Source organism: Persicimonas caeni (assembly GCF_006517175.1).
Lineage (GTDB): Bacteria > Myxococcota_A > Bradymonadia > Bradymonadales > Bradymonadaceae > Persicimonas > Persicimonas caeni.
Map to the genome: position 1 here is coordinate 7,149,438 of NZ_CP041186.1, position 13,281 is coordinate 7,162,718.

The following is a 13,281-nucleotide window of genomic DNA, read 5'->3' on the forward strand; positions in this document are numbered from 1 at the left end:
GTGGCCACCCAGCGCAAGCAAATCGGCCTGTATGGCGGGAGCTTCAACCCGCCGCACGTTTGTCACACGCTCACGACGGTGTGGGCCCTGCAGACGCATCGCCTCGACGAGGTATGGTGGGTCCCCACCTATCAGCACGCCTTCGAGAAGTCGCTCGTCTCTTTCGAGCACCGCAAGGCGATGTGCCGACTCGCCCTCGATCACATCGAGGGCGTCAGCATTTCGGAGATCGAGCGTGAAATGGGCGGCGAGAGCCGCACCGTCGATACCGTGCGCGAGCTGCGTGAGCGACACCCCGACCACGACTACTCGCTCATCGTCGGCAGCGATATTCTCGAAGAAGCACATCGCTGGAAGAACTGGGAAGGCCTCATGGAGATGGTCGACCTGATCGTCATCGGCCGCAAGGGCCACCAGGTCAATACCGAGCCGGACAGCGCCGAGTTTCGTTTACCCGACATCAGCTCGACTGACACACGCAAGGCGCTGCGAGACGGCAATTACGCGCCCCTTCGCTACTGGTTGTCACGCGATGTGATCGACTACATCGCCGAGCACGAGCTCTACCTCGATGGCTGAGGCGACGGACATATCCGAGTTTTCCAGACGGCGCTGGGCCATTATCGGCGCCGGGCGCGTCGGCAAGACCCTGGGGCTGCTGGCCAGACGGCTGGGCATCGACGTCGTCGCGACGTGGAACCGCACCGAAGAGGCGGCCCGTGGCGTCGAGGAATTGCTCGCGCCGGGCCAAGCTCGCCACGAACCTCTCGGCACCGTTGCGCACGAGTTGCTCGAGCCCGCCGACGTGGTGTGGGTGACAGTGATCGACTCGGTCATCGGCGAGACCGCACGAGAGATTGCCGCTGCGATCCACCCCGAACAGTTCGTGTTGCACACGTCCGGGAGCCTCGGCTCCGGGGTTTTGACCGAGGCCGGCGTATCCTCGCCCGTCGCCTCCCTCCATCCGTTACAGGCTATCACCGATTCCCAACGCGCTGTCGACGTGCTCGCGGACGTCGCCTGGAGCGTCGAAGGCGACGCCCCTGCGGTCGCCTATGCGAAGTGGCTGATGGGCCAGATCGACGTCGAGCCCGTCGAGATCGACTCGTCGAAGAAGACGCTGTACCACGCCTCCGCGGTGACCACGGCGAATCTGCTCGTGGCGTTGATGGACGCTGCGTTTCAGATGGGGGAGGCGGCCGGCATGAGCCGCGAGGAGGCGAGGGCGATGATGCTTCCGCTGGCGCGTTCTTGCGTCGAGAATCTCGAGCGACAAACCACCGCCCAGGCATTGAGCGGGCCGGTAGCGCGCGGTGATCAGGAGACGATCGACCGCCACGTTGCCGCGCTCGACGCGCTGGGCGATGAGGAGTTGGTGCGGATTTATCAGGTGCTGACGGGCAGGGCCAAGCGCCTCAAATAGCCACGCAGACGACTTCGTCGCCGTGAATCTCCACGCGCATCGTGTCCCCACGCGATACTTCTCCCGACAAAATCAATCGAGCCACGGCTCCCTCGACCAGACGTTGGATCGTCTGGCGCATGGGGCGTGCACCCAACTCCGGGTTGAATCCGCCGTTGTCGATGAGGTGGGCAATGACGCCGTCGTCGAATTCCAGATCGATGCCGCTCTCTTCGTGCAGTCGTTCGCGACTGTCTTCGAGCTGCAGGCGCGCGATCCCGGCGACCTCTTTACGCGTGAGCGGCATAAAGACGAGCTTTTCGTCGATGCGGTTCCACAACTCGGGCGTGAAATGCTTCTGGGCCGCATCACGCACTTTGTCGGTGGTCTCCAAGCGGTTGGCTTCGTCGTCGCGGTCGCTCTTGCCAAAGCCGATGCGCCCACGTGAGGTGCGCTTGGCTTGCTCGCTGAAGACATCCGCGCCCAGGTTGCTCGTCATGACGATGACCGTGTTCGAGAAGTCGACGGTGCGGCTTCTCCCGTCGGTCAGCTGACCCTCGTCGAAGAGCTGCAACAAGATGTTGAGCACGTCGGGGTGGGCCTTCTCGATCTCGTCGAGCAACACGATCTGATACGGGCGGCGGCGTACGGCTTCGGTGAGTTGGCCGCCTTGCTCGTATCCCACATACCCGGGAGGCGCTCCGACCATGCGGCTGACGGAGTGCGCCTCCATGAACTCGGACATGTCGAGGCGGACCACTGCGTCGCGGTCATGGAACAAGAAGTCGGCGAGAACCTTGACCATCTCGGTCTTGCCCACGCCGGTCGGGCCCAAAAATAGGAGGCTTCCGATGGGGCGCCGGCCCCGGAAGCCGGCGTAATTGCGCCGGATGACGTCCGAAATGGACTGCACGATGTGCCGGTGCCCAACAATGCCGTCGGCGAGGTACGACTCCATGTTCAGGAAGCGCTCGCGGTCGGTCTGTGTGAGACGCTCGACCGGAATGCCGGCCATTTCGGCGACAATCTCGGCGACGAGGGGGCGGTCGACCTGCTTTTGACCGGTGCGCGCGGCGCGGCTGCCGGCCAGGTCGAGCACGCCAATGGCCTTATCGGGCAGTCGGCGCTGATAGATGTAGCGATGGCTCAGGCGCACGGCCGCATCGAGAGCCTCGTCGGCATAGCGCACCTCGTGGTGCTTCTCGTAGTGGCCGCGGATGCCGCCGGCAATATGACGCGCGGTGGCCACATCGGGCTCTTCGACGAAGACCATGCCGAAGCGGCGCTCGAACGCCGGATCGGACTCGACGAACTGGCGGAACTCGTCGTTGGTGGTCGCGCCAATGCACGGAAAGCGGCCGCGGGCCAGGGCGGTCTTGAGTTCGCCGGCCGCGTCGGTGCCGTCACCGCCGGCGCCGGCGGTCATCCAGGAGTGCAGCTCGTCCAAAAAGACGATCACGTCGCCTCCTGCCTGCTCGACCTCGTCTTTGATGCCGAGGAGTCGCTCGGAGAACGAGCCGCGAAGGTGCGTGCCGCTGAGGATGCGCCCCAGCTCGAGCTCGATGATCGCGCGCTTGCCTAGACGGTTGCCGGCGTTGGCGAGCTTGACGAACTCGCGCGACAGACCTTCGACAATGGCGGTTTTGCCCACGCCGGCCTCGCCGACGAGCACGGGGTTATTCGAGCGGCGTTTGCCGAGGATGTCGATGAGTTGGAGGATCTCTCGGTCGCGCCCGACCACGCGGTCGATCTGGCCACGGGCGGCTTGGGCGGTGAGGTTGCGGCCAAATTTGACCAGGTTCGGATACTGCTCCGGGTCGAGATCGTACGACTGAGCCAGCCCCTCGTCGGGCTCGAGCGGATCATCGAAGCGCACGTTGTCGACCGTCGAAGATTCTTCGGCGAGCGACGCGGCGCCGTCGGCCTCGGGAACCTCTGGGAGTTCGTCGGAGCTCGCCTCGTCGACGGCTTCACTCGCTTCGGAGTCGTCGGCAACGGCTCCCTGCGGGGCCGCGAACTCATCGCTGACCGGGCCGGCTTCGTCGCGCACCTCGTCGTTCTTGCTGAAGAGCCTCGCGGCCAGATTCTGAGCGGTCTGACGCGCATCCTCGATCGCTTCACCCGCGCTGGGCGGCGTCGTCATCGACGCTTCGTCAACGTCGTCCGAAGGCGCGTCCGGCGCTTTGGCTTGGGGTCGCTTCGTCGGCTTGCCCTTCTTGGACTTGGATTCGCTGGGCTTCGAGTTGCCCGGTTTGCTCTTGCTGCGCTTGGTGCGGCGCGGCTTGAGGCGACGCGCCTGTCGGGGGCGCGGCGGCTCGTCCGTCGGGGTGCGCCAGGAGCCGGAATCCTCGGGGCCGGCTTGCTCGGCCACCGGTTCGGTCGTCTCGACGATATTGCGTTCGATGGCCGCCTTTCTGCGGCTCGGATCGGCGATGCCCAGCGACGGGTGAAAGCCGATGGGGCTGGGGGCGTCTTCGCTTCGCCGCTGCTTCTTCTTGCTCACCGCCGGTCGGGTGGTCGTGGCGGTTGTGGTGCTCAGAGTGCGAAAACGGCGGGGCAGCGGCGTCGAGCCAGTGGCGTAGCTCATCACCGAGGCGCGAATGGCGCTCACGTTGATGCCGGCGTCCTTGAGCAGTTCGACAGCCTGGCTCGACGACTCGCGCACGAGCGCTGCCAAGAGGTGCAGGCTGCTCATCGCCTCGGCGCGCGAGCCCGACGCGATGCGCTCGCCGCGCTGGTAGATCCGGTCGAGAATCGCCGGCGCCTCGTCGGAGGCGCCCGACAGCTTTTCGAGCAACTTATCGACCGTGACGTTGCGGTCCTCTAAGAAGACCGCCGCGCGGTTGGGCACGGTAAACAGCGCGAGCAAAAGGTGCGCAGACGACAGCGTCTGCTCGACGCGATCGGCGATATCGTTGGCCTCGTCGATAACATCGCCGAGTTCACGGCTCAGAGGTAGACTCATCCTTGTCTTTGCCTCCAAATACGGCGGGAGACACCGATGCTCCAAGGAGCAATTTGGGTGAGCATCGGCAGCAATAATGACAGCAAATTTGGGCTCGCCGAAGGTAGCACAGCCGTCGAAAATTCGTAAAGCTGAGATGGCAGCAACGAGCGTGGCCGAACCTCTTAAATACGCCTTGATCCGATGGCGCAGGTGAGGCACAAGAGCGCTGACCCAGTTGTACAGCTTCAACCCATAACGCTGCGGAGAAGATCATGACCACGAAAGTGATCGTCGAGACCGACAAAGCGCCCAAAGCCATCGGACCCTACTCGCAGGCTGTCGGCTTCAATGGACTGCTGTTTTGTTCCGGGCAAATCGCCATCGACCCGGAGACTGACGAGATCATCGACGGCGGTGTCGAAGCCCAGACGGCGCGCGTCATGGCCAACCTGTCGGCGGTGCTCGATGCACGCGGACTCGATTTCAGCCACGTCATTCGCACGACCATTTATCTGAAGAACATGACCGACTTCGACAAGGTCAACGATATCTACGGTCGTTTCTTCGATTCGAACCCGCCGGCACGTGCCACTGTCGAAGTGTCGCGCCTGCCCAAAGACGTGCTCGTCGAGATCGACATGATCGCGGCGGTGCCCGAGCCCAAGAAGGAACAGGGCGACGACACCGAAGAGTGACGAAAGTAGCCTAAAGCTGCTATCGTGGCGGCACCGGGAATGAAACGGTGAGGATCAACCGTTTCGGCTACAGAAGAACCTAGCTTCTATCACATCCCCATCCGGTGTCGCCGAATGAAGTTACCTGGAGACAATCGGGTCCGACGCGTTGTGCTCGTGGTCAGCGCTGCGCTTTTTGTGGCGGCTTGTGCCAGCGTCGCGACCCAAATGAGCGTCGAGGAGCCCGACCCGACTGCGCACTCGGGAGATCTGCGAGTCGAGCGGGCGCCGCAACCGCCGCCGTTTGTGCCGCCCCCCGAGCCTGCCGGCGAGTTCTGGGCGATGCCCGACGTCGAGCAGCGACAGCCGGCTTTTCCTTTCCTGCCCGGAGAGTCGCAAGAGGCGAGCCGTTCGGTGGCCGACGTCACCCACGGCTGGCTCATCAACGCCAAGCGCATCCCCCAGCCTCACCCGCACCTGCAGACGCTATCGGTCCAATACACCCGCGGGCTCAACTACACCTCCGACCAGATGCTCGCGTTGCTCGAGAGCGCCGGGGCGCACGTGGCCAAGGAGTTTCCGGGGACCGTGCTCCATCTGGGCAATTTCAGCGCGCAAGGTGGAGGGGATATCCCCTATTCGGTGTCGCATAACTCGGGCCGCGACGGCGACCTCGGCTTCTTCGTGGTCGACGAGGCCGGCGATCCGGTAGCGCCGCCCGATCTGTTGCCGCTCGACGAAAACGGCCGCTACGAAGGTGAGGAAGGGACATTCGTGTTCGACGCGCCCCGAAACTGGGCGCTCGTCGAAGGGATGATCGAGTCGGATGCGGCACAGTTGCAGTACATCTTCATCTCCGAGCCGCTCAAGCGCATGATCTTGGACGCGGCGCACGAGCAGGGCGCTTCGAGTGACACCATCGAAAAAGCTGAAGTGCTACTTCACCAGCCCGGGGGAGCGCTTCCGCACAACGACCACTTTCATATTCGGATTTACTGCTCCGAGATCGACGTGGCTTCGGGGTGCCGAGACTACGGGCGCAAGCTCTCCGGCTACGAGTCGCACTGGAGGTCGAAGCGAAAGGCGACCAAAGCAGCGTTGGTGGCGCTCGGGGCGACCGACGCTTCGGTGCGGCTGGCAGCCGTTCGCCGGCTCGCGCTTCTGAAAGCGCGAAAGCACGCCGGAAAGATTGCTGCGCGTCTTGACGACGACAACCCACAGGTGCGTGCCGCGGCGGCGCGCGTTCTCAGTCAACTCGGTCGTGGCGACAAGGCCATTGCGGAGAGACTTGCGAAAGAAGAGGACGCCCAGGCCCTCGTCGAGATGATCGGCGCGCTGGGCGAGCTCGGCGGAAGGACGGCCATGGATGCGCTGGCGGCGCAACTCGAGTCGCCTCGGCCCATCGAGCTCCCCGGTGCTCTCGAAACGGACGCACGCGCATTTGTCGCCGAGGCGCTCGTCCACACCGAGAGCGCCAAGCCTGTACCCCATCTGATCGCTGCGCTGCAGAGCGACCACGCCGATGTGCGCCTGAGCGCCGCGCGCGCCCTTCGAATCCTGACCAACCACCGCCATGCCGAAGACGCGGAGTTTCGCGACGACGCACTCGCCGCCGAAGCCGCGACGCGCTGGCAGACGTGGTACGAGGAGAACGGCGACAAGGGCCGCGATGATTGGTTGGCGTGCGGCTTCAAGGACGCCGGCTACGAGGTCGAGCGTTTGAGCGTCAAGCACGTGTGGGACCTGTGCCGCGCGGTCGCGGACGCCGATCACCTCAGCTACAACGCTCAGCGCGTGCTGATGCGCATCTCGGGTCGTGAGCCGGCGAGTTTGAGCTGGCCCAAGCACGACGCAAACTTCTATTGGCGCCGCTGGTTCGAGCGCAGGTGGAGACGCTTCGGCGCTCCGCCGATTCCGCAGGAGCTGTCGACGCTTCGGTAGGCCGGCGTTGTCGTCAGTTGTCGCCTCCACCCAACAGGCCACTCTGCGAGGAAAGCCGCCGGTTTACATGCTCGGACGGACGGGGTAGAATTTTTCAAAGATAGCACCCTGATTATCATCATGAGCCGGGTTTAAATGTTGCATCGACACGCTTTTACCGGGCGGTTCGCGCGCGCTGCCATGGCGCTGGTGGCGGCCACGCTCGTCGCTCTCGCCGTCGGTTGTGGAGACGAACTCGACCCCACCGAGCCGGAAGGGGCCTACTACATCTTTCGAAACGCGCTCCTCAAAGGCGACGCCGAGACGGTGTGGAAACGAACCGACGACACCACCAAAGCCTATTTTCAGCAGCGCTACGAGCAGCTCGAGGAGATGGACGAGACCATCGAGCGCTACCTTCCGCAGACCGACCACAAGATCGCTCGCAAACAATCGGGCACGATCCTGTTGGATGAGGTCGATGGCGGCAAAGGGCTGTTCATGAAGGTCTTCCAGCCTAAGAACCTTCCCGACGAACAAGCCATCAAAGTCGGCTCCGATATCGACGAGCTCAAGGTCGCCGAGGACGATTCGGCTGCCAAAGTGGTCACCCGCGCCGGCCAAGAGTACGTGCTCAAAGCGGACAAAAAGACCGAGGAGTGGCACGTGATGCTGGTGCGTTCGAGCGACAAGGTCGACGGGGCGTTTGGGTGGCTCGAGGCCAACGAGTCGGCCCTGCAGCAGACCGTCGAGGATCTGATCGCCGAAGAGCGCGAGAAGCGCGAAGCGATTATCGCCGAGTTGATGAACAAAAAAGAGTAGGGCGGCGCGCTGACCGCCAACCTCGCTTCGAGCCGGAAGCACTACATGAGTGACGAAGAGCATATCCCAGATCTGACCAACGGTATCCAGCCGGTGGCCCCCGACGAAGAGACCAACGAGAACACCGGGCGATCGGTCTCGTTGTCGGCTTCGCAGGCTGCTCCGAGCGGCACCGGTACCGCCCCGCCGCAATCGACGCCGAAGAAGAAAAAGTCGGACGACCCCTTTATCGGTCGGCGGCTCAAGGGGACTTACGAGCTCGAAAAGAAGGTCGGCGAAGGCGGCATGGGTAACGTCTACGTGGCGACCCAGTACCCGCTCGAGCGTGAGGTCGCCGTCAAAATCCTCAAGCTCAGCGACAGCAACCCGGAGGGCGAGCACTACTTCATGCGGGAGGTGAAGGCGATCAATATGCTTCGCCACCCGAACATCATCAACGTCGTCGACTTCGGCAAAGATGAGCAGACCGGGACGCTGTTCCTGGTCATGGAGTTCCTGCCCGGGCAGACGCTCAAGCGGATCATCAAAAAGGAGTTTCCGCTCGACCCGGTCCGCATCTGTCAGATCGGCATTCAGACGCTCAATGCGCTCGAATCGGCTCACGAAGCGGGCATTGTCCACTGTGACCTCAAGCCGGCCAACATCATGGTCGAGCGCGTCGCCGGACAGAATGATTTCATCAAGGTCCTCGACTTCGGTATTGCCAAGGTCAAAGAGCCGGGGATGGAGGTCGGGCCGTATACCCAGCAAGGCAACATCGTCGGCACGTTCGACTACATGAGCCCCGAGCAGATCATGCGCAAAGATCTGGACGGGCGAAGTGACCTGTGGTCGCTGGGCGTCATCCTCTACGAGATGCTCACCCGCAAGCGGATCTTCCACGACAAAGACGCCGTCAGCATCATCGGCCGGGTCATGCAGATGCCGCTGCAGCCACCGTCGAGCCACGTCGACGGGGTGCCCAAGATCCTCGACCAGATCGTCATGAAGGCGATGGAGCGCAACCTCAACGAGCGCTTCAAGTCGGCCGACCACATGCGCAAGGCGCTGCAAAAAGCGGCGCGCCAGCTCGAGGAGCACGGGCCCGCCGGCGGCGGGTTCGACCTGTACGACGACACTGGCAACACGGGCGCGGGCACCGGCTCGCTGGCTGATAGCGGGCTGGTGCAGGGCCAGTCGGGTAACCTGCAGTCCTCGCAGATGCTGTCGCGCTCGGGCACGATGAACCGCACCGGTCATACGGGACCGGCCGACACCGGCGAGACAAGCGCCACGAGCGCCAGCGCGCTCTTTACTCGCTCGGGAAGCTTCGGCTCGGACACTGGCCGCATGGGCACGAGTGTGGCGGCGGGGACCTCGGTGCTCGACCAGACCTTCAGCGTCGAAGAGCTCAAGGGAAGCCTGCTCGGCGAGAAGCGTAAGGTCGCCGTGCTCGCCCTCAAGCAACGCTCGAAGAAACGCGAAGGGGTCGACGCTGAAGAGCTCGCCCGTCGAAGCCGCCAGGAGGCCGCCGTCGTCAAAGAAGTCGTCGACCATTTCGACGGCGAGATCGACAGCTTCTTGGGCGGTACGTTCACGATTTTGTTCGGTGCGCGTCGTGCGCGTGTCGGCGACAACGTGCGCGCCTTGGAATGTGCCGTCGAAATCCAGAAGCGGCTCCGCGAGCTGCCTCACGGCGCCGAGCATATCGGCATCGGCCTGGTCTACGGGGACGTCTCCATCTCGAAGGCCAAAGATGGAAATGCCTACGGCGACGCCATCGACCGCGCGATCTCCATCGCAGGCAAGTCGACGCAAGCGGCGGTCTACGCCGACGAATCGATCGCCGACGCCACGCGCTCGCAAGTCAAATTCGACGCGCCGCGAAATATCGGGGGCAAAGAGGCCGCCGAGGTTCTCAAGATCACCAAGACCGCGGCGACCATGGAGGCCGAGGATGAAGAGCTCGATGATCTCGACATCTACGTGCCTCGCCCGGGAGTCTACGACCAGCTTTCGCGCCGGGCGGCCGACGTCAAAAACAAGGTCGGCGGCGGCGTAGCCATCTTGGGCGAGATGGGCGTCGGTAAGTCGAAGTTTATCGAGAAATATGTCGAGGCCCAGGGCGACGGCAAGTGGCAGGCCTTCATGGTCGGCGAGGACGAATCGCAGCGCCAGCAAGCCCTGGCGCCGGTGCGTGTCTGGATCCGAAAGATCGCCGAGACCTACCGCGACCCATCGCGTTTGGTGCGCAAGGCCTGCGAGAGCATCGGCCTGACCCAGCACGTCGATGATGTGGTGGCGCTGTATCTCGAGAAAGACTTGAGCGGCCGTGAAATCACCGTGCCGTGGCACTCGCAGCAGGAGTTCTCGCACTTTACCGCTGCGCTGCTGCATAAAATGGTGCGCTTTGCCCTCAAGAAGGGGCCGGTGATTCTGGCTATCGACGACGTGCCGGTCGACGACGAGCCGACCGTCGAGTTTTTGGACGGGCTGATCTCGCGCATCCAGAAGATGCCGGTGATGGTGCTGGTGACGCGGCGGATCCACGCCTCGATTCGCGATCACGGACTTCCGGGGAACTTCGAGGTCTTGCAGCTCGGCGGTTTTACCGAGAGCGAGTCGAAGCAGTTCATCTCTCAGCTCTTGGGTCACACCCCGCCGATGCGCATGGTCCAGCAGCTCCATATGCGATCGAGCGGAAACCCGGTCTTCCTCAAGGAGCTCGTGCGCTCCATTCGGCGCAATTCGGGCCCCGAGGGCCTGATGGATATCGACGGACTCGACCAGGCCGGCGTGCCGCTGAGCCTGCACGAGCTTTTGGCCGAGCGAGTCGATAATCTGACCGACGAGTTACGCGACCTGTTGCGTTTGGCCTCGGTTCTGGGCGAGAGCTTCCGCGAGGAGTGGTTCTTCCAGATCACGCCGTCGCACCTCAATCCGCGACAAAACCTCGAGGAGCTCGTTGCGCATAATATGCTTTCGGCGCGCTACGACTCGGTGGGCCGCATCAATTTGGCGTTCAACCCGCGCGCTCTGCGCAAGATCGTCTACGATCGGCTGCCCGACGAGACGCGCATCGAGATTCACTCGCGTGTCATCGAGTTTTTGGAGAGTGCCCCCGAAGTGGCCGCGGTCGACCCCATTGAAGTGCCGCTGATGCTCGCCTTCCACTATCGCTCGGTCGAAGGCCTCGAAGGCGCGGCCTACTACCTGCGTCAGGGCGGCGAGATGCTGCTCGACTTTTACGATTACGCCGGCGCGATCGAGCACTTTGAAGAGGCGATTGATCTGCTCGACGAGTCCGGGACTGCGGCGACCGCCGAGGTGCGCGTCAAAGTGCAGACCCAGCTTCTGGTCGCGCTGCGCGAGTCGGGGCGCATCGAAGACGCCCAGCGCATGATCGAGGATCTTCCCGAGCTCGAGCATTTGCCCGAGGAATGCCACGACGACTTGCTCTACGAGATCGGCATGACCGGGCTCGAAGCGGGCAGCATCGACAAGAGCATCCACGCGCTGCAACGCCTCAACGAGCGCGCCGTCGAGAAGGGGGATCTGAAGTCCGAGGTCAAGGCGCTCTTGGCTATCGCTCAGGTCTTCGAGAAGCAGAACCAGCTCGGCCAAGCCGCCGACGTGCTCATCCAGGTGCCTCAAAAGGTCGAGCAGATCGGTCAACTCGACTTGAGCGACCCGGACGATCGCAAGCTGTTTTGGACCGCCTACAATCAATTGGGCACGTTGTTCATTCGCCAAAAGAACTTCCAGAAGGCCCAGCAATTCCTCAACACCGCCTTGCAGCGGGCGCAGCAAATCGAAGACCACCGCGGCCTGGTCCGCGTACTGTCGAACCTGGGCGCGCTGTGCCTGAGCATGCGTGACGTCAAACGTGCGGAAAACTACTTCGATAACGCCCGCAAGGCGGCCGAAGGTGTCGGCGATCTGCTCAACCAGAGCCGAATCTTGACCAACCAGGGCATCACCTCGATGCAGACCAACCAGCTCGAAAAGAGCAAAAAGTACTTCAAAAAGGCCCGCTCCATCGCCGAGGAGATCGGCTGGTACGAAGGCCTGGCCGAACTCTCCATCCACATCAAGCGCCTCAAGCAGGCGCTCGGCTAAACCCCAGCCTGGGCGCGCCACAACGCGCCAGCGTCCTCCCACTCCCGAGTTGCCAACACGGGCACGTGCTTAGCTTCGAGCGTGCCCGTCCCTCGAGCGACTGGCACGAGGTGCCGCCTGAACAGAGCCCTTTCGACGGGTTCACGGCGGCGTTTCGTCTACACATCCAAGAGCCGCACTGCCGACGCTGCGTCGGCACGGTTTCATTATAGATTGGAGGACCTTATGGCCTCGAAGCTTCGCATCGCACTGGTCTCACCCTTGGCCGAGAGCGTACCGCCCAACATGTACGGAGGCACCGAACGGGTGGTCTCGTATCTAGCCGAGGAATTGGTGGGGCAGGGCCACGACGTCACCCTCTTTGCGAGCGGGGACTCCGAGACGAGCGCCGAGCTGGTCGATTGCTGCCCCAAAGCGCTGCGCACCGATCCCGACTGCCAGGACCCGCTGGTCTGGCACATGATGATGCTCGAGAAGGTCTATGGGCGCATCGATGACTTCGATATCGTGCACAACCACGTGCACTACCTTCCTTATTCGGCGATGCGCCGGATGCACAAGCCGATCGTATCGACGATGCACGGGCGCATGGACCTGCCCGAGTACGGCCCGCTGTACAACGAATTCAACGACATGCCGCTGGTGTCGATCTCGTACAATCAGCGCCGCCCGCTGCCCCAGGCCAATTGGGTCCAAACGATCTACCACGGCTTACCGATCGACCTGTACGACTACGACCCGCTGGGCGGCGATTACTTGGCGTTTGTCGGTCGTGTGTCGCCCGAGAAAGGCTTGGCCGACGCCATCGAGGTGGCCAAGCAGACCGGAATGCCTCTCAAGATCGCCGCCAAGGTCGACGAGGCCGACCGCGCCTTCTTCGAGAGTCACATCGAGCCCAAGGTTGACGGCGACCTCATCGAGTTCGTCGGCGAGATCGGCGAAGATGAAAAGCGCGAGTTCTTGGGCAACGCCGCCGCGTTCATCTTCATGATCGATTGGCCCGAGCCGTTCGGACTGGCAATGATCGAGGCGATGGCCTGCGGCACCCCGGTGATCGCCCGACGCCGGGGCTCCATCCCCGAGGTGGTCGACCATGGCGTCTCCGGTTTTGTGTGCGACGGCGTCGACGACGCCATCGAGGCGGTCGAGCGTCTCGATACCCTCCAGCGCGGCACGGTGCGCGAGACCTTCGAGCGGCGCTTCTCGGCCCCGCGCATGGCTCGCGATTACGTGACCTGTTACCGCGAAGTGATGCTCAGCTACCACTCGGCGGCGCTGACCGGGGCGAGGATGCCCAGGCCGCGGGTACGCAGACAGTCGGGCGACGGCGCCTCGCCCTCCGAGCGCAGCGATCTGTTCCGCTGAATCACCGGTCCGATAACTCGACTCGAGTCGTTCATCGAAGTCCTACCAGAGGC

At 63.2% G+C, this 13,281-nt stretch carries 8 protein-coding genes; 7 read left to right on the plus strand and 1 reads right to left on the minus strand.

Annotated elements, in window-relative coordinates; all coding sequences use genetic code 11:
* The gene (gene nadD / locus FIV42_RS26600) at positions 1 to 579 is read left to right on the plus strand and encodes a nicotinate (nicotinamide) nucleotide adenylyltransferase (protein WP_168210971.1); all 579 of its coding nucleotides are present in this window, start codon (positions 1 to 3) and stop codon (positions 577 to 579) included.
* Complete coding sequence (locus tag FIV42_RS26605; RefSeq protein ID WP_141200627.1) at positions 572 to 1,423, plus strand: Rossmann-like and DUF2520 domain-containing protein; 852 nt, start codon at positions 572 to 574, stop codon at positions 1,421 to 1,423. The genes nadD and FIV42_RS26605 overlap by 8 nt, the downstream gene beginning before the upstream one ends.
* Here the strand turns inward: FIV42_RS26605 and FIV42_RS26610 are convergent.
* Positions 1,416 to 4,367 carry an AAA family ATPase gene (locus tag FIV42_RS26610; RefSeq protein ID WP_141200628.1) on the minus strand — a complete coding sequence of 984 codons (2,952 nt, stop codon included), beginning with the start codon at positions 4,365 to 4,367 and terminating at the stop codon, positions 1,416 to 1,418. The genes FIV42_RS26605 and FIV42_RS26610 overlap by 8 nt on opposite strands.
* 254 nt (positions 4,368 to 4,621) lie before the next feature.
* Between FIV42_RS26610 and FIV42_RS26615 the strand changes: the two genes are divergently transcribed.
* The 5 genes from FIV42_RS26615 to FIV42_RS26635 all read left to right on the plus strand — a co-directional run bounded on the left by FIV42_RS26615 (position 4,622) and on the right by FIV42_RS26635 (position 13,228).
* Positions 4,622 to 5,044 carry a RidA family protein gene (locus FIV42_RS26615; RefSeq protein ID WP_141200629.1) on the plus strand — a complete coding sequence of 141 codons (423 nt, stop codon included), beginning with the start codon at positions 4,622 to 4,624 and terminating at the stop codon, positions 5,042 to 5,044.
* Positions 5,045 to 5,158: 114 nt separating this feature from the next.
* The gene (locus tag FIV42_RS26620) at positions 5,159 to 6,964 is read left to right on the plus strand and encodes a HEAT repeat domain-containing protein (RefSeq protein ID WP_141200630.1); all 1,806 of its coding nucleotides are present in this window, start codon (positions 5,159 to 5,161) and stop codon (positions 6,962 to 6,964) included.
* Between the two features lie 135 nt (positions 6,965 to 7,099).
* On the plus strand, positions 7,100 to 7,765 hold the full coding sequence (locus FIV42_RS26625; protein ID WP_141200631.1) for a hypothetical protein: 666 nt from the start codon (positions 7,100 to 7,102) through the stop codon (positions 7,763 to 7,765).
* Positions 7,766 to 7,810: 45 nt separating this feature from the next.
* Positions 7,811 to 11,863 (plus strand): protein kinase domain-containing protein, encoded by a 4,053-nt coding sequence (locus FIV42_RS26630; protein ID WP_141200632.1) that lies wholly within the window; start codon positions 7,811 to 7,813, stop codon positions 11,861 to 11,863.
* Between the two features lie 225 nt (positions 11,864 to 12,088).
* Positions 12,089 to 13,228: a glycosyltransferase family 4 protein gene (locus FIV42_RS26635; protein ID WP_141200633.1), complete on the plus strand. Its 1,140-nt coding sequence runs from the start codon at positions 12,089 to 12,091 to the stop codon at positions 13,226 to 13,228.
* Positions 13,229 to 13,281 lie beyond the last annotated feature (53 nt).

Excerpts from the sequence above, each read along its gene's own strand:
- FIV42_RS26605 (WP_141200627.1), top strand. The coding sequence starts at position 572 with ATGGCTGAGGCGACGGACATATCCGAGTTTTCCAGACGGCGCTGGGCC.
- FIV42_RS26610 (WP_141200628.1), bottom strand. The coding sequence starts at position 4,367 with ATGAGTCTACCTCTGAGCCGTGAACTCGGCGATGTTATCGACGAGGCC.
- FIV42_RS26615 (WP_141200629.1), top strand. The coding sequence starts at position 4,622 with ATGACCACGAAAGTGATCGTCGAGACCGACAAAGCGCCCAAAGCCATC.
- FIV42_RS26620 (WP_141200630.1), top strand. The coding sequence starts at position 5,159 with ATGAAGTTACCTGGAGACAATCGGGTCCGACGCGTTGTGCTCGTGGTC.
- FIV42_RS26625 (WP_141200631.1), top strand. The coding sequence starts at position 7,100 with ATGTTGCATCGACACGCTTTTACCGGGCGGTTCGCGCGCGCTGCCATG.
- FIV42_RS26630 (WP_141200632.1), top strand. The coding sequence starts at position 7,811 with ATGAGTGACGAAGAGCATATCCCAGATCTGACCAACGGTATCCAGCCG.
- FIV42_RS26635 (WP_141200633.1), top strand. The coding sequence starts at position 12,089 with ATGGCCTCGAAGCTTCGCATCGCACTGGTCTCACCCTTGGCCGAGAGC.